At 60.7% G+C, this 15,300-nt stretch carries 14 protein-coding genes and 1 pseudogene; 9 read left to right on the plus strand and 6 right to left on the minus strand.

Translation table 11 applies throughout. The features are described from left to right. Positions 1 to 227 precede the first annotated feature (227 nt). From paoA to paoC, 3 genes are read left to right on the plus strand one after another with little or no spacing between them, the layout of a single operon-like run. Positions 228 to 851 carry an aldehyde dehydrogenase iron-sulfur subunit PaoA gene (paoA, locus tag KVG87_RS03290; protein WP_041480864.1) on the plus strand — a complete coding sequence of 208 codons (624 nt, stop codon included), beginning with the start codon at positions 228 to 230 and terminating at the stop codon, positions 849 to 851. Beyond that, positions 848 to 1,804: an FAD binding domain-containing protein gene (locus KVG87_RS03295; RefSeq protein ID WP_217849229.1), complete on the plus strand. Its 957-nt coding sequence runs from the start codon at positions 848 to 850 to the stop codon at positions 1,802 to 1,804. The genes paoA and KVG87_RS03295 overlap by 4 nt, the downstream gene beginning before the upstream one ends. Continuing rightward, positions 1,801 to 3,999: an aldehyde oxidoreductase molybdenum-binding subunit PaoC gene (paoC, locus tag KVG87_RS03300; protein ID WP_217849231.1), complete on the plus strand. Its 2,199-nt coding sequence runs from the start codon at positions 1,801 to 1,803 to the stop codon at positions 3,997 to 3,999. Before KVG87_RS03295 ends, paoC begins: the two co-directional genes overlap by 4 nt. Positions 4,000 to 4,119: 120 nt before the next feature. On the opposite strand, the gene KVG87_RS03305 is transcribed toward paoC, so the two are convergent. Next, entirely contained in the window at positions 4,120 to 4,590 is a 471-nt protein-coding gene (locus tag KVG87_RS03305; protein WP_217849233.1) for a (R)-mandelonitrile lyase, read from the minus strand. A gap of 96 nt (positions 4,591 to 4,686) precedes the next feature. On the opposite strand from KVG87_RS03305, the gene KVG87_RS03310 reads away from it, so the two are divergent. Then, complete coding sequence (locus KVG87_RS03310; RefSeq protein ID WP_217849235.1) at positions 4,687 to 5,580, plus strand: LysR family transcriptional regulator; 894 nt, start codon at positions 4,687 to 4,689, stop codon at positions 5,578 to 5,580. Positions 5,581 to 5,913: 333 nt separating this feature from the next. Here the strand turns inward: KVG87_RS03310 and KVG87_RS03315 are convergent, their stop codons facing one another. Next, positions 5,914 to 6,873: an aldo/keto reductase gene (locus KVG87_RS03315; RefSeq protein ID WP_217849237.1), complete on the minus strand. Its 960-nt coding sequence runs from the start codon at positions 6,871 to 6,873 to the stop codon at positions 5,914 to 5,916. 111 nt (positions 6,874 to 6,984) lie between these two features. Here KVG87_RS03315 and KVG87_RS03320 point away from each other — a divergent pair, with 111 nt between their 5' ends. Next, the gene (locus KVG87_RS03320; protein ID WP_217849239.1) at positions 6,985 to 7,755 is read left to right on the plus strand and encodes an alpha/beta hydrolase; all 771 of its coding nucleotides are present in this window, start codon (positions 6,985 to 6,987) and stop codon (positions 7,753 to 7,755) included. Between the two features lie 133 nt (positions 7,756 to 7,888). On the opposite strand, the gene KVG87_RS03325 is transcribed toward KVG87_RS03320, so the two are convergent. Further along, positions 7,889 to 8,698 (minus strand): OBAP family protein, encoded by an 810-nt coding sequence (locus KVG87_RS03325; protein WP_217849241.1) that lies wholly within the window; start codon positions 8,696 to 8,698, stop codon positions 7,889 to 7,891. 439 nt (positions 8,699 to 9,137) lie between these two features. Here KVG87_RS03325 and KVG87_RS03330 point away from each other — a divergent pair, with 439 nt between their 5' ends. Next, positions 9,138 to 9,566: a nuclear transport factor 2 family protein gene (locus KVG87_RS03330; RefSeq protein WP_217849244.1), complete on the plus strand. Its 429-nt coding sequence runs from the start codon at positions 9,138 to 9,140 to the stop codon at positions 9,564 to 9,566. 68 nt (positions 9,567 to 9,634) lie between these two features. On the opposite strand, the gene mqo is transcribed toward KVG87_RS03330, so the two are convergent. Beyond that, positions 9,635 to 11,281: a malate dehydrogenase (quinone) gene (mqo, locus tag KVG87_RS03335; protein ID WP_217849246.1), complete on the minus strand. Its 1,647-nt coding sequence runs from the start codon at positions 11,279 to 11,281 to the stop codon at positions 9,635 to 9,637. Positions 11,282 to 11,810: 529 nt separating this feature from the next. Here mqo and KVG87_RS03340 point away from each other — a divergent pair. Continuing rightward, on the plus strand, positions 11,811 to 12,242 hold the full coding sequence (locus KVG87_RS03340; RefSeq protein ID WP_110645575.1) for a nuclear transport factor 2 family protein: 432 nt from the start codon (positions 11,811 to 11,813) through the stop codon (positions 12,240 to 12,242). 167 nt (positions 12,243 to 12,409) lie between these two features. Here KVG87_RS03340 and KVG87_RS26190 read toward each other — a convergent pair whose 3' ends face one another. Continuing rightward, positions 12,410 to 13,273: a methyl-accepting chemotaxis protein gene (locus tag KVG87_RS26190; protein ID WP_418952311.1), complete on the minus strand. Its 864-nt coding sequence runs from the start codon at positions 13,271 to 13,273 to the stop codon at positions 12,410 to 12,412. Further along, positions 13,268 to 14,044, minus strand: a pseudogene (locus KVG87_RS26195) (MCP four helix bundle domain-containing protein); the annotation flags it as partial. The pseudogene KVG87_RS26195 and the gene KVG87_RS26190, both read right to left, overlap by 6 nt. Before the next feature lie 222 nt (positions 14,045 to 14,266). On the opposite strand from KVG87_RS26195, the gene sodC reads away from it, so the two are divergent. Then, on the plus strand, positions 14,267 to 14,788 hold the full coding sequence (sodC, locus tag KVG87_RS03350; protein ID WP_042609346.1) for a superoxide dismutase family protein: 522 nt from the start codon (positions 14,267 to 14,269) through the stop codon (positions 14,786 to 14,788). A gap of 126 nt (positions 14,789 to 14,914) precedes the next feature. Beyond that, on the plus strand, positions 14,915 to 15,229 hold the full coding sequence (locus KVG87_RS03355; protein WP_217849251.1) for a DUF2388 domain-containing protein: 315 nt from the start codon (positions 14,915 to 14,917) through the stop codon (positions 15,227 to 15,229). The last annotated feature ends 71 nt before the right edge of the window (positions 15,230 to 15,300 follow it).

A 15,300-nucleotide genomic window follows, 5' to 3' on the forward strand; every position in this document is an offset into this window, starting at 1 on the left:
GAGGTCGGCACATCCAGCAGCGGCTGGGTCTGGCCCGACGCTTTCGCGAGCAGGCTCGCTCCCACAGGTCAATTGATGAGCTGCGCACATAACTCTTTAGCGCAAATCCGACAAAACCTTTTCCCTCCCGCTGCGGTCACTCCTTTTACGAGACTGGCATGCATGCCGGCGCGCCCGTTTGGGCCTTTTGCAATCCTGCCGCCCGATGAGAGAAAAGGAATCGAACCATGCCGATTTCCCGACGCAATTTCATGATCCTCGGCGCCGTAACCGCGACGGCGTTCGCCATGCCCCCCTTTATCAGCCTCAAGGCCTACGCGGCCAGTCTGGAGCAACCGGCCATGAGTCAAGTTACCCTGCAAGTCAACGGTAAACCGCAAACCCTCGAAGTCGACACCCGCACCACCCTGCTCGACGCCCTGCGCGAACACCTGCACCTGACCGGCACCAAGAAAGGCTGCGATCACGGCCAGTGCGGCGCCTGCACGGTGATCGCCGACGGTCGGCGGATCAACTCCTGCCTGACCTTGGCGGTGATGCACGACGGCAGTGAGGTGACCACGATCGAAGGCCTCGGCATGCCGGACAAGCTGCACCCGATGCAGGCCGCGTTCATCAAGCACGACGGTTACCAGTGCGGCTATTGCACGCCGGGGCAGATCTGCTCGGCGGTCGCTGTGCTCAAAGAGATCCGCGACGGCATTCCCAGCCACGTCAGTCCGAGCCTGACCGAGCCGCCGAAGCTGATCGCCGCCGAACTGCAGGAGCGCATGAGCGGCAATATCTGCCGCTGCGGCGCTTACTCGAACATCATCGAAGCCATCACTGAAGTCGCGGAGGTGCCGGCATGAGAGCCTTCAATTACAGCCGCGCCGACTCACCTGCCGCAGCCGCTTCCCAGGCTGCGCAAGTCGAGGGCGCCAAGTTCATCGCCGGCGGCACCAACCTGCTCGACCTGATGAAACTCGACATCGAAACCCCGGTGCACCTGATCGATATCAACCACCTCGGCCTGGACCAGATCGAAGCAACACCCGAGGGCGGACTGCGCATCGGCGCGCTGGTGCGCAACACCGATCTGGCCGCCGACGCGCGCGTGCGCAAGGACTACGCCCTGCTCTCCCGCGCCCTGCTCGCCGGGGCTTCCGGGCAGTTGCGCAACATGGCGACCACCGCCGGCAACCTGCTGCAACGCACCCGCTGCCCGTACTTCTATGACACCCACCAGGCCTGCAACAAACGCAACCCCGGCAGTGGCTGCGCGGCGATCGGTGGCGTGACGCGGCAACTCGGAATCATCGGCGTCAGCGACGCTTGCATCGCCACCCACCCGAGCGACATGGCCATCGCCATGCGCGCACTCGATGCGCAGATCGAAACGGTCAAGCCTGACGGCAGCACGCGCAGCATTCCCATGGCCGATTTCCACCAATTGCCGGGCAACACGCCGCACATCGAAACCAGCCTCACGCCCGGCGAATTCATTACCGCAGTGACCTTGCCGGCGCCGGTTGGCGGCACGCACATTTATCACAAGGTCCGCGATCGCTCGTCTTACGCGTTTGCCCTGGTCTCGGTCGGTTTGATCCTGCAAAAGGACGGTACCGGCCGCGTAGCCGTCGGCGGTATCGCGCCGAAACCGTGGCGGGTCGAAGCCGCTGAAGCGCTGTTGCCCAAGGGCGCCAAAGCGGTCAGCGAACGCCTGCTGGAAGGCGCGACACCCACCGATGACAACCAATTCAAACTGACACTGGTCGAGCGCACGCTGGCTTCGGTGTTGGCGCAAGCGAGGGAAACCGCATGAAATTCGACACGCCCGCCACCACCAATCCCATCGACCGCCTAAAGGTCGTCGGCCAGCCCACCGAGCGCATCGAAGGCCCGTTGAAAACCAGCGGCCAGGCCACTTACGCCTACGAACAACATGAAGCGGCGGCCAATCAGGCCTACGGCTTCATGGTTGACTCGGCGATTGCCAAAGGCCGAATCAAAGCCATTCATCTGGGCGAGGCCAAAGCGGCGCCCGGCGTGCTGGCGATCGTCACTGCCGAGAACGCTGGCAAGCTCGACAAGGGTGATTACAACGCTGCGCATCTGCTCGCTGGTCCCGAAGTGCAGCATTACCAGCAAGCCGTTGCATTGGTGGTTGCCGAGACCTTCGAACAGGCCCGCGCCGCCGCGCAACTGGTCAAGGTCGATTACCAAACCACCGAGGGCAAGTTCGATCTGGCCAGCGTCAAAGACCTCGGCGTCGAGCCGAAAGACGAGCTGCCCGACGTCAATCACGGTGACTTCGACAAGGCCTTCACCGCCGCACCGGTGCAGTTCGATCAGACCTACACCACACCAGACCAGTCCCACGCGATGATGGAACCGCACGCCACACTGGCCGCGTGGAAAGGCGATCAGCTGACCGTGTGGACCTCGAACCAGATGGTCGCCTGGAGTGTCGGTGACATCGCGAAAACCCTCGGCCTGCCGAAGGAAAAAGTGCGTTTGGTCTCGCCGTACATCGGCGGTGGTTTCGGCGGCAAGCTGTTCATCCGCGCCGACGTGATCCTCGCCGCTCTCGGCGCGCGCATGGCGGGGCGGCCGGTAAAAGTCGCCCTCGCCCGCCCGCAAATGGCCAATAACACCACCCATCGCCCGGCTACGATTCAGCGCATCCGCATGGCCGCCGCGGCGGACGGCAAGCTGACCGCCATCGCCCATGAAGGCTGGTCGGGCAACCTTGCTGACGGCAAGGTCGAACTGGCCGCGCAACCGAGCCAGTTGCTCTATGCCGCAGAAAACCGCCGCGTCAGCATGCGCCTCGCGCCGCTCGACCTGCCCGAAGGCAATGCCATGCGCGCGCCGGGTGAAGCGCCGGGGCTGATGGTGCTGGAAATTGCCATGGACGAAATGGCCGAACAGCTGAAGATGGACCCGGTGCTGTTCCGCATCGCTAACGACACTCAAGTCGACCCGGTGAAAACCGAGCGGCCGTTCTCCCAACGCCAACTGGTCAAATGCCTGCAGATCGGCGCGGAGAAATTCGGCTGGGAGCAGCGCAAGGCGCAACCGGGCAGCCGTCGTGAAGGCCGCTGGCTGATCGGCATGGGCGTGGCGGCGGCGTTTCGCAACAACCTACTGGTCAAGTCCGGCGCCCGCGTACGCCTGGAGCGTGACGGCAAGGTCGTTGTTGAAACGGACATGACCGATATCGGCACCGGCAGCTACACGATCATCGCGCAGACCGCTGCCGAGATGATGGGCGTTGGTCTCAATGATGTAGTCGTGCGTCTGGGTGATTCGGACTTCCCGGTTTCGGCTGGGTCTGGCGGTCAGTTCGGTGGGAACTGCTCGACCTCCGGCGTCTATGCCGCCTGTGTGAAACTGCGTGAAGCGGTGGCGCAGAAGCTGGGACTCGCGGCGGATCAGGCGGAGTTCGCCGATGGTCAGGTGCGCGTCGGAAGCAAGAGCCTGCCGCTGCGCAACGCGGCTGAAGGCGGCGCGCTGGTCGGCGAAGACAGCATCGAGTTCGGTGATCTGGCCGAGAAATATCAGCAATCGACCTTCGGCGCGCATTTCGTCGAAGTCGCCGTCGATGCCGCCACTGGCGAAGTTCGCGTACGGCGCATGTTGGCGGTTTGCGCTGCGGGGCGGATCCTCAACCCGACGTCGGCGCGCAGTCAGGTCATCGGCGCGATGACCATGGGCGTCGGCGCCGCCTTGATGGAAGAACTGGCGGTGGACAAGCGCCTGGGCTTTTTCGTCAACCATGACCTGGCTGGATACGAAGTGCCGGTGCACGCCGACATTCCGCATCAGGAAGTGATCTTCCTCGAAGAAACCGACCCGATTTCGTCGCCGATGAAGGCCAAGGGCGTGGGTGAATTGGGAATTTGCGGCGTGAGTGCGGCGGTGGCGAATGCGATCTACAACGCCACCGGCGCAAGGGTCCGCGAATATCCGATTACGCTGGACAAGATTCTTGATTCGTTGCCGGAGATGATCTGAAGAAAGTCGACGTAAAAACACCCCTGTAGGATCTGCCGCAGGCTGCGATCTTTGATCTCCAAAGCAAGATCAAAAGATCGCAGCCTAGCTGCACTCGACAGCTACTACAGGGTGCCTCGCTTAGCGCGGATATTGCTCATCACTGACCTGCTCCATCCAGTCCACCACCTTGCCATCCAGCACTTCGGCAATCGCAATGTGACTCATCGCCGTCGTCGGCGTTGCCCCGTGCCAATGCTTGGCGCCCGGGGCAATCCACACGGTGTCGCCCGGGCGGATTTCACGCGCTGGCTGGCCCCACTCCTGCACGAACCCTGCCCCGGAAGTGACGATCAATGTCTGCCCCAGCGGATGGGTATGCCACGCCGTTCGCGCGCCAGGCTCAAACGTTACGGTCGCGCCACTGACCCGCGCCTCGTCGGTACCTTTGAACGGCGCATCCACCCGCACCGTGCCGGTAAACCAGTCAGCCGGGCCTTTGGCCGAAGGTTGCGAGCCATTCGGTGTGACCGTGACACGCGGATTTTCAGTGGCATACACCTCGCCAGCCAGCAGCGAGAGCGTCAGTGCGGAAGCAGCAATCGGGTTCATGGCATTTCCTCCAATAAATGATGCAACCACTGTAGCGATCCGCACTCTTTGGATAATCGACTAGAATCCGAAAAAACTTATGCAGGACGATCATCAATGCTTCGGGAAAACGCCACCGACCTGCTCGCCTTTCTTGCCGTCGCCCGTGAACGCAGTTTCACCAAGGCTGCGGCCAAACTCGGCGTGTCGCAATCGGCGCTTAGCCACACCATTCGCAGTCTCGAGGCGCGACTCGGCCTGCGCCTGCTGACCCGCACCACGCGCAGCGTTTCGCCGACCGAGGCCGGCGAACATTTGCTGCAAACCATCGGCCCGCGCTTCGAGGAAATCGAGGTGGAACTGGCCGCCCTGAGCAACCTGCGCGAAACCCCGGCGGGAAAGATCCGCATCAGCGCCACCGACCATTCGCTGAACTGGATCCTGCGTCCGGTGTTGCAGGATTTCCTGCCGCAGTACCCGGATGTGTCCGTCGAGGTTTGCTGTGACTATGGCTTCGTCGACATCGCCGGCCAAGGCTTCGATGCCGGTGTGCGCCTGGGCGAAGACGTCGCCCAAGGCATGATCGCCACGCGCATTGGCCCGGACATGCGCATGGCGGTGGTAGGCTCCCCCGCCTACTTCGCCCGGTGCCCTGCACCGCAAACCCCGCGCGACCTGACCGACCACGCCTGTAACAACCTGCGTCTGCCAACCAATGGCGGACTGTATTCGTGGGAGTTCGAAAAGGACGGTGAAAGCCTGAAAGTGCGCGTCTCCGGCCAGGTCACCCTGAATGGCGTGTACCCATTGCTCGACGCCGCGCTGGACGGTTTCGGTCTGAGCTACATCCCGGAAAACGTCGTTGCGCCCTTTCTGGCGGACGGTCGCCTGGTCCAGGTGCTGGGAGACTGGTGCCCGGCATTTTCCGGTTATCACCTGTACTACCCGAGCCGACGCCAGGCAGCGCCGGCGTTTGCGTTGTTGCTGGAGGCGTTGCGCTATCGCAGTTGAGTCACTTTTTATAGCAGCCGGCAGCCCCCCACGCTGCCTTGGCTAACTGGTTCGCCTCCAATAAAGAATTTGCCCGCACGATTGCGATTTGGCCTCTCTGGCTTCCCATGCACACATACTCTGCGGTTTCGCCGATTACCTTGAGGGACGTCAATATCAGGCAGACGCCTGCCAAACCAAGAAATCTCTGGTGTTTCACGTTCATGACTGTTCGGCCGTTTGGCTGGAACTGCATGATTGGCTTCAGGCACAGCTCAGCCAACTGTCAGGGTTGACAGTTTTTTAGAACAATTTGCAATTAATCAAAAGGGCTTCGCGAATTTTCAAGGCTGATCAGCCCAGCAACGCAATCAACTGATGCCGCTGCGCATCGGTCAACATCGGCCCAAAACCGGCTCCGGCGTTGTCAGCCATGTAGCGCGGATTGCTGGTCCCGGGAATCACACAGGTCACCGCCGGGTGCGCCAGGAGAAATTTCAGTGCCAGTTGCGGCCAACTGTTGACCTGTACATCCGAGACCCAAGCCGGCAGCGGCTTGCCTTTGAGCCGGGCGAGCAAATCGCCGCCGCCAAACGGCCGATTACAAATCACCGCCACCCCACGCTCACGGCACAGCGGCAGGATGCGTTTCTCGACCGCGCGATCATCGAGGGCGTAGTTGATCTGCAGAAAATCCAGCTTTTCGGCTTTCAGCACGGCCTCGACCTCGTCATAGGCCGACGAGGTGTAATGGGTGATGCCGATGTAGCGAATCCGCCCCTGCTCCTGCCATTCGCGCAGGGTTGGCAAGTGGGTTTGCCAGTCGAGCAGATTGTGAATCTGCATCAGGTCGATGCGCTCGGTTTGCAGCAAACTGAAGGACTGCTCCATCTGCGCGATGCCCTCCTTGCGCCCGCGCGTCCACACCTTGGTGGCGAGAAAAGCCGGCGAACGTGGTTCGTGGATCGACAGCAGTTCACCGGTGGTCTGCTCGGCGCGTCCGTACATGGGCGAGCTGTCGATCAGCGTGCCGCCCTTTCTGAACAGCGCTTCGAGGACGGCGGGCAACTGCCGGTAAACCGGATCGCCCGGCGCGACGTCGAAACCGCGATAGGTGCCCAACCCGACCATGGGCAGTGCCTCGGAGCTGGAAGGGATGGCGCGGGTCTGCATGGTCTGGTCTCCTGCCGTGGGCGGCGCAGTGGCGGTCGGCGCTACGCTGCTGGCCAACGCCCGATCAATGGTGAACAGCGCCGCAGCCTGGGCAGCCAGGGTGAGCAAGCGGCGACGGGAGTAACCCTCAGTGTGGCGCATGCGTGTCCTCCTGCTGCGCGGATCTGTTGCATGGTGTGTGCGCCGGCTGTCAGGCGCAGGCGCTGAACTACACTGCCACAGCCAACCTTTCTCCCCGTTAAAAGTAGCCGAATGTCCCGAACCCTGATGTCACTCGTCGTTTTCATCGTTGCCGTGTACCTGCTGCTGTGCGCCGCGCTGTTCGTGTTTCAGCGCTCGCTGATCTGGTTTCCCCAGCCTGCCGCCGTGGTTGCAGCGGACTCGCGAATGAAACTGTCGATGCCGGATGCCGAGGTCTGGGTGACAACCCGAGAGCGCAGCGGATCGCGCGCACTGATTTATTTCGGCGGCAATGCCGAGGACGTCTCGCGAAATCTGCCGCAATTCGCCGAGGCGTTTCCCGACTACGCGCTGTATTTCCTTCATTACCGGGGCTTTGCTGGCAGCACCGGCTCGCCATCGGAAGCCGCGATTGCCGAAGATGCACTGGCGTTGTTCGATCAGGTCTATGCCACTCATCCGCAGGTCGCCGTGGTCGGTCGCAGCCTCGGTTCGGGGGTGGCGGTGCGCCTGGCCAGTCAGCGGCCGGTGCAGAATCTGATTCTGGTGACGCCGTTCAACAGCCTCGAGGAAATCGCTGAACGGCAATACCCGTGGGTGCCGGTGAAGTGGTTGCTCAAGGATCGTTTCGAATCGGGCAAATACGCGGCGCATATTCGCGCACCGACGTTGCTGTTGGCCGCCAGTGATGACGACGTGATTGGAAGCAGCAGCACGCAGCGCTTGTTCGAGAGTTTTCCCGCGGGCGTGGCGACGCTGAAGGTGGTGCCGGACTCGGGGCATAACTCGATTTCCGAGCGGGGGGAGTATTTGCGGTGGATGGGGGATGTGTTGAATCGCTGAAGGATGTAGCGATCAGACGGACGCCATCGCGAGCAGGCTCACTCCTACAGGGGGAACGCATTTCAAATGTAGGAGTGAGCCTGCTCGCGATGACGCCGGTACAGACAACACCATTTCCAGCTACTGTCCAAAGCTAAGGCTGACTGCCGCTCCGGGCATTTTCATCGCCAGAGGTGGCCGAGCGCGGCGTGACGTGCTGATGCCCGGTCGGGTCGTTGAGCTGCACGGCGTTGCCCTTCTGCCACGCATCAGCCCCCGTTGCGACAGGCGCCGGTTTGATCTCGGCGCGGGCCTTTTTCTTTTCGGCGCTATCAATGCCCAGACGCTGATCGCGCTGGCGGACCATTTGCGCATCGGCCTGACCGTCAGCGGTAAAGCCCATCATCAGCTGCGGCACGCCCAGCGGCAGTTGCTTGTCCTGATCGGTGTGCCAGGTGTGCCAGGTTTTGCCGTAGGTATTGGCGAGTTTTTCCATCAAGCGCGTTTCTGCCACTTGCGGGATGCCCGGCGCGACCAACTGGCCAGAACTGACTTCGTGAGCGTGGCTGTGCCACAAGGCTTTCTCTTTTGCCGGCAATTGCGTGAACAGGCGCTGGCTGATGATGTATTCCACGCCCATCAACTTCGCTTCAGCGGTGTTGCCGTCGTAGATCACGCACTGGAACACTTCTTCGTTGAGCGCCGAGCAGTAGTGGTGCGCTTCCATCTGCGCGCCGGGATGACCGTTGTAAAAATGAAAGCCATCAAGGTACATGTTCAACGCGCGGATTGGCGGCTTGTCCTGCAACCACTGCGCGCCGACTTCAAGCATTTCAGTATCGGAGGCCTTGGCCTGGCCAGGCGTCTGCACCGGCGAATCGGTGTTGCTCATGGCGCAACCGGCCAATGCGGCGACCATCAAACCGATAGGAACCCAACGTCCCTGTGAGGTTGTCGTACGCATGTTTCACTCCTCGAACTGTCAGTGACGGGCGCGTGCTGGCCCTGTTCTGCAACTGAAAGCAGGAGAACGGCGGAGTTCGAAAAAAAGCGCGCGGATCAGACTGGAGAGATCGTCGCCAGCACGCCAATCAGAATGGTCAAGGTCAGAAAACCGCCGAGAAAAATTGCCATCTTGTACATGTCGCGCTCCTTGATGCGGGTGTGCGGTGCACCGGACGCTTCGGAATGAGGTCGGAGGGTGATTGGCCGCACTGCCGGGGCATTCTGAGCCTGTGGCTGTACTGAATACAGAGGCAGATGAAACAGAAAAATACGGATCAGATGCGCATCTGATCCGCTTCGGGCATGAACAGATATTCAGGCTGAGACTTGGGGATTCACTTTCGGCCCGGTTGATCTACAGTCATTGCCGACCGACAACAATAAAAACCGGAGTGACCATGCCCGACCTCGCCTTGCAGCCCAACGTCGCCGCATCCCTCGCGCGCTGGCACGAGATGATCCGCAGCGGCAATCTCAAAGCCCTGCCTGAACTGCTCGATCCGCAAGCTGTGTTCCGCTCGCCCATGGCCCACACGCCCTACCCCGGCGCGCCGGTGGTGGCGATGATCCTCAACACCGTGTTCGAAGTCTTTGAAGATTTCGCCTATCACCGCGAGTTGGCGACGGCGGATGGCCTGAACGTGATTCTCGAATTCAGCGCCAGGATCGGCAGCAAGGAACTCAAAGGCATCGACATGATTCGCTTCGATGAGCACGGCAAGATTGTCGAGTTCGAAGTGATGGTGCGGCCGCTGAGCGGGTTGCAGGCACTGGGGGAAGAAATGGGTCGGCGACTCGGTGCTTATCTCGCGTCTGCAAAAGCCTGAATCCACCCTGCATAAAAAAACCCACTGACCGTCGCCGGTTCAGTGGGTTTTGTGTGTCAGGGTTCTGCTTACAGAGCCATGTCACGTGCAGCGTTTTCCTTCGGCGCTACGGCTTTGTCAGCCGCAGGTGCCGCCGGAGCAGCTACCTGACCGATCGCTGGAGGCGTCGGCAGTTCGAGGATTTTCGCGGTGTAAGCCCACTCTGCAGCCACTTTGGCCGGATCGCTGTTCAGCTGGGTGCCGTAGCTCGGCACGATCTGGTGCAGCTTGGTCTGCCACTCAGGGGATGCGACTTTGTCTTTGAAGACTTTCTGCAGCACGCTCAGCATGATCGGTGCAGCGGTCGACGCGCCCGGCGATGCGCCCAGCAGGCCGGCGATCGAGCCGTCTTGCGAAGCAACGATCTCGGTGCCCAGTTTCAGCACGCCGCCAGCGGCTTCATCACGCTTGATGATTTGCACGCGCTGGCCGGCTTGCCACAGGCGCCAGTCTTCGGCCTTGGCGTTCGGGAAGTACTCCTTCAGCGCGTTCAGACGGTCTTCATCCGACAGCATCAACTGACCGGCAAGGTACTCGACCAGCGGGTATTCCTTGATGCCGACCTTGGTCATTGGCCAGATGTTGTGGGTTGTGGTGCTGGTCAGCAGGTCGAAGTACGAACCTTCCTTGAGGAACTTGGTGCTGAAGGTCGCGAACGGGCCAAACAGAATGACGCGCTTGCCATCCAGAACACGGGTGTCCAGGTGCGGAACCGACATCGGTGGCGCGCCAACCGAAGCTTTACCGTAGGCCTTGGCCAGGTGCTGCTCGGCAATCGTCGGGTTCTCGGTTACCAGGAACGAGCCACCAACCGGGAAGCCTGCGTATTCCTTGGCTTCAGGAATGCCCGACTTCTGCAGCAGGTGCAGAGCACCGCCGCCAGCGCCGATGAACACGAACTTGGCGTCGGTTTCGGTCTTGGTACCGTCTTTGAGGTTTTTGTAGCTCACACGCCAGGTGCCATCGGCGTTCTTGGTGATGTCTTCGACTTCGCTCGACAGTTTCAGATCGAAGTTGGGTTTGGTTTGCAGGTGAGCGGCGAACTGGCGGGTGATTTCGCCGAAGTTCATGTCAGTACCCAGCGGGCTCCAGGTGGCCGCGATTTTCTGGTTCGGGTCACGCCCTTCCATCATCAGCGGTACCCACTTCTTGATCACAGCCGGATCTTCGGAGTACTGCATGCCGGCGAAAAGCGGGCTCGCCTGCAGCGCTTCGTAGCGCTTTTTCAGGAACTTGATGTTGTCATCGCCCCACACGAAGCTCATGTGCGGTGTGGTGTTGATGAACGAACGAGGGTTCTTCAGCACGCCCTGCTGAACCTGCCACGCCCAGAACTGACGGGAAACCTGGAACGCTTCGTTGATCTCGACAGCTTTCGGGATCGTTACGTTGCCCTTGTCGTCTTCCGGGGTGTAGTTCAGCTCGGCGAGGGCCGAGTGACCGGTACCGGCGTTGTTCCAGCCGTTGGAGCTTTCCAGGGCGACGCCATCGAGGCGCTCGACCATTTCCATCGACCAGGTCGGTTCCAGCTCATTGATCCACACACCCAAGGTGGTGCTCATGATGCCGCCGCCGATCAGCAGGACATCAACTTTCTTGGCTTCGGCAGCATTGGCAGACGACATCCCCATCGCCAAAGCCAGACCGAGCAAGGCTGTGTTCACTTTCTTAAACATCTGTTGCACCTATGATAAAACGCCTTCCGCCCGTCGTTGTTATCAGTCTGCGTTGCGCTTTGTTGACGCTCAGGCTGGCGTCGCGCAATCCGGCACACTTCAATATTGACGGGTGGGCACACAAGGCCGACATGTGGCATCGACCTCAGTTAATGTCCCTTCTGAACTGACTTCTTATCGTTATTGGCTTCAGCTGCTTGAGCGACAGGGATCCCGTCGGCCCGCCCGAAAGGCCAGCCAACCGAATTAGGTCAAAGCAAATTTGGCGCGGAGAATATCACGTCAGGGCGAACCCGCGCGTCTGTTCCCGACTTGAAAGTCTTTTTCCGCTCTGGGGCTTATCGGCCATGGGCCACCAAACATGACCGTGATCAGGCATTGGCCTGCAAAGTTTTTTGCCAGATACCCATCGCAACTTGATAAATCAGTGCGAACGGCTCGTTGTTCAAGCAGAAAATAACCTGCTACGTTGTACGATGACTGATGAACAACGCCAGTCATCCCGACCCAATAACAACAAGGAAACAACATGACCAAATCCCGCCTCCTCATCGGTTTGTTCTGCGCCTTCAGCGCCTGCGCCATGGCCGCCCCTGCCCCAGCGGAAAAGGACGTTGCTCAAGCAGTTGATCACCTGACTCAGGCGATGCTGCATAAAGACATCGCCGAGTTGAACGCTCTGACCGCGCCGAACCTGACCTACGGCCACTCCAGCGGCAAGATTCAGGACAAGCAGGAATTCATCGCCGACATCGAAACCGGCCGCAGCGCATTCAAGACCCTCGAAATGCAGAAGCAGACCATCACGATGTCCGGCGATACCGCATTGGTGCGCCACCACTTCTCCGCGCAGGCGTTGAAGGGGACTGAGGTGATTCCGACCGAGATCGAAAATTTCCAGATCTGGCAGAAACAGGGTGGGAAATGGTTGTTGGTGGGACGACAGGCGTTCAGGTTTTGATTAAGGGAACATTGGCCTGATTCAGTGTTGCCCGAGCTGGCCTCATCGCGGGCAAGCCCGCTCCCACAGTGGATGATGGTGTACACACCGTTGCATTCACAACATCAAACCCTGTGGGAGCTGGCTTGCCAGCGATAAGGCCGTGATAGACACCAGTCCTACCGCTATCACAACCGAAACCGATCCACCGACCGCGCCAGCTGCCCCGCCAGATTCGACAATTCATCGGTGGTCGTCGCCGTTTGCCCGATCACCCGACTGTTGCCCTCGCTCATCCCGGCAATCATCTCCACCTGATGGGCGATCTCATTACTGGCCTGGCTCTGTTCGCCAATCGTGCGGGTGATGTCGTTGACCAGTTGCGTGGTGTTCAGCGTGGCGTCGAGGATCTCGCGAATCGCCCGCTCGACTTCCGCCGTCACCGCCATGCCCTTGTCGACCTGCGCCACGCCGGCCTCCATGCTGCTGACCGCCTCGCGCGTGCTGTTCTGGATGCGTGCGACCATTGCGGCAATTTCCTGGGTCGAGGCGCTGGTGCGTGCGGCCAGACTGCGCACTTCATCCGCGACCACGGCAAAGCCACGGCCCTGCTCTCCTGCCCGCGCCGCCTCGATCGCGGCGTTGAGGGCCAGCAGGTTGGTCTGGTCGGCGATGCTCTTGATCACCTGAATGATGTTGAAGATCGCCTCGGACTCCTGATCCAGCGTGCGGATCACCTGCGCCGACTGCTGTGCCGAGCGGGCGATGTCGTCCATGTCGCTGACCACTTGATGAATCACCCCGCCACCCTCCTTGGCCAGATTTTCCGCCTGATTGGCCATGCTCAGGGCACGTTCGGCGTGGCGGGTGATTTCTTCGATGCTCGCGGTCATCTGACTGGCGGCGGCCGCCATGGTCCCAGCGGCAACGCTTTGCTGCTGGCTGCTGTCGGCGACCTGATGGCAGCCCTGACTGAGCTGCTCGCTCATGCCGCTGACACCGTGGGCGTTGCGCCGGACCACGTCGATCATGTTGCGCAAGTCACGTTGCATGGTCGCCAATGTACGGATCAGCACGCTGGCTTCGTCCTTGCCGGCGGGCTCGACAATCGGTTCGCTGAGATTGCCATGGGCAATGCTTTCAGCGATGCGGCTGGCGGATTTGAGCGGCCCCATGATACTCAGGATCACCCAGCGCCCCTGAATCAGCAGCAGCAACAAACTGACGACCAGCACCACTCCCAGCGCGACATTGGCGTGGCGGATGGCCGCTTCAGTGCCTTCGCTGGTGTGCAGGGTGTTGTTTTCGATCAGTTCGCTGAGTGCGCCCATCTGCTCTTCGAGCTGAGTAAAAGCGCTATTGAAAGTACCAAGCTGTTGCTGGGCGGCATTCGGATTGTCCAGCGCCACGCCGACGATCTGCTCGGCGGATTTGATGTAGGTATCGAGGCTCGGCTTGATCTGCTCCAGCGCCGTGCGCAACTGCGGGTTGATTGGCAGCTTCAGGTTGTCATCCAGCACTTCACGAAAATGCCCGGCGTGCTCGGTGAGCGAATCGCGCACCTCGGTGGCGGTGGCGGTGCTTTTGCCCAGGCCGACCAGCATCGCCGAATAGACATCGGCGCGCAGGGCGTCGTGCATCATGTCCGCTTCCATGTGATTGCGCAGCGCGCTCATGCTCACCGTGTTATCGCCGACCGCCGTGGCCATCCGCAGATTGCCCACATAGCTGACCAGACTCACGATCAGCGCCGTCAGCAGGCTGGTCGCAATCAGCAACACCAAACGCAGTTTGATCGACACCGTGGAATCTCCCGTGGGCACGCTGGATTGCGCTTGTCGGATTTCAGTTAAGCCTATGTGCAGGGAACTGCCGACACAGAGCGTATCGGCTGATGTCAGCGGCGACTTGAATCCGGCAAAACTTTTCAAACGCGAACCCGGTCACACATTGCAGCGCCGCTGGATAATGCCTTCATCGCCGGTTAACCCCGGCAGGCTATCAATCCAGCGCTTCGAACATTCATGCAGCTGAAGGAAACGCTTATGAAACGCGCACTGTGGTTTGGTCTGCTCGGCACCCTGGCAATCGGCACCGCGCAGGCGGCAACGGAGAAAGTCGCAATCAATCTGGTCAGCGCCGACGGCGCGCCGCAGGCGATCGGCTCGGTAACAGTCAGTGAGACGCCATATGGCCTGCTGTTCACACCCGAGCTGAAATCGTTGCCGGCCGGCATCCACGGCTTCCATGTCCATGAAAACGGCAGCTGCGAAGCGGGCACCAAGGATGGCGTGAAAGGCGCGGCACTGGCGGCTGGCGGACACTTCGATCCGGCGAAAACCGGCAAGCACCTTGGCCCTTACGCCGACGGACATCTGGGCGATCTGCCGGCGGTGTATGTGACGGCTGATGGTGTCGCCAACTACCCAGTGCTGGCGCCACGCCTGAAGAAGATTTCCGAGATCAAGGGCCACGCCCTGATGATTCACGCCGGCGGCGATAACCATTCCGACATGCCCAAGCCACTGGGCGGTGGCGGCGACCGCATGGCCTGCGGGGTGATCTGAACCGACTGAGCGGTGAAAAACTCGGACTCACGGCTTTTCACCGCTCACGGAACTCCCGCGCGCCGTTCACCTCTGACGTTATGTAGTCCCTTCCCTTTTTGCTTAGCGCTTGTGGAGGAACACGTCATGCGCAAGTTAGTCCTGATTTCTTCTTTAATGCTTTGCCTGCCGGTCGGATCGGCGCTGGCCCGCGTTGACGCGGGTGACGTCGCCACCTCGGCAGGTGTCTCCGCGTCGCTGTACTCGACCTTCAAGGACGACAAAATGGTGATTCCGGCCCGTGACGACGTGTCTGCGTTCGTTGCCAGCGGCGGGGCCATTCGTGGGGTTTATCTTGAGTCGATACTGCAACAGGTGCGCCAGGCCAACCCTGGCTTGAACGCCAGTGATGAAGACCTGGCTAACGCCATTCTGGTGCAATACGAAGGCGTGCAGCAGTAGTCACGAGGGAAGCAGCGGCCGATGGACGGCCGCTGAATGCGCATAGGCAAACATGTCCGACGGCCTCTATG

Source organism: Pseudomonas siliginis, assembly GCF_019145195.1.
GTDB lineage: Bacteria > Pseudomonadota > Gammaproteobacteria > Pseudomonadales > Pseudomonadaceae > Aquipseudomonas > Aquipseudomonas siliginis.

Coding starts and splice junctions, on each gene's coding strand:
- KVG87_RS03315 (WP_217849237.1), bottom strand. CDS start 6,873: ATGCGCCACACTGAGGGTTACTCCCGTCGCCGCTTGCTCACCCTGGCT.
- paoA (WP_041480864.1), top strand. CDS start 228: ATGCCGATTTCCCGACGCAATTTCATGATCCTCGGCGCCGTAACCGCG.
- KVG87_RS03320 (WP_217849239.1), top strand. CDS start 6,985: ATGTCCCGAACCCTGATGTCACTCGTCGTTTTCATCGTTGCCGTGTAC.
- KVG87_RS03355 (WP_217849251.1), top strand. CDS start 14,915: ATGCGCAAGTTAGTCCTGATTTCTTCTTTAATGCTTTGCCTGCCGGTC.
- KVG87_RS03340 (WP_110645575.1), top strand. CDS start 11,811: ATGACCAAATCCCGCCTCCTCATCGGTTTGTTCTGCGCCTTCAGCGCC.
- paoC (WP_217849231.1), top strand. CDS start 1,801: ATGAAATTCGACACGCCCGCCACCACCAATCCCATCGACCGCCTAAAG.
- KVG87_RS03325 (WP_217849241.1), bottom strand. CDS start 8,698: ATGCGTACGACAACCTCACAGGGACGTTGGGTTCCTATCGGTTTGATG.
- sodC (WP_042609346.1), top strand. CDS start 14,267: ATGAAACGCGCACTGTGGTTTGGTCTGCTCGGCACCCTGGCAATCGGC.
- KVG87_RS26190 (WP_418952311.1), bottom strand. CDS start 13,273: ATGCAACGTGACTTGCGCAACATGATCGACGTGGTCCGGCGCAACGCC.
- KVG87_RS03310 (WP_217849235.1), top strand. CDS start 4,687: ATGCTTCGGGAAAACGCCACCGACCTGCTCGCCTTTCTTGCCGTCGCC.
- KVG87_RS03305 (WP_217849233.1), bottom strand. CDS start 4,590: ATGAACCCGATTGCTGCTTCCGCACTGACGCTCTCGCTGCTGGCTGGC.
- mqo (WP_217849246.1), bottom strand. CDS start 11,281: ATGTTTAAGAAAGTGAACACAGCCTTGCTCGGTCTGGCTTTGGCGATG.
- KVG87_RS03295 (WP_217849229.1), top strand. CDS start 848: ATGAGAGCCTTCAATTACAGCCGCGCCGACTCACCTGCCGCAGCCGCT.
- KVG87_RS03330 (WP_217849244.1), top strand. CDS start 9,138: ATGCCCGACCTCGCCTTGCAGCCCAACGTCGCCGCATCCCTCGCGCGC.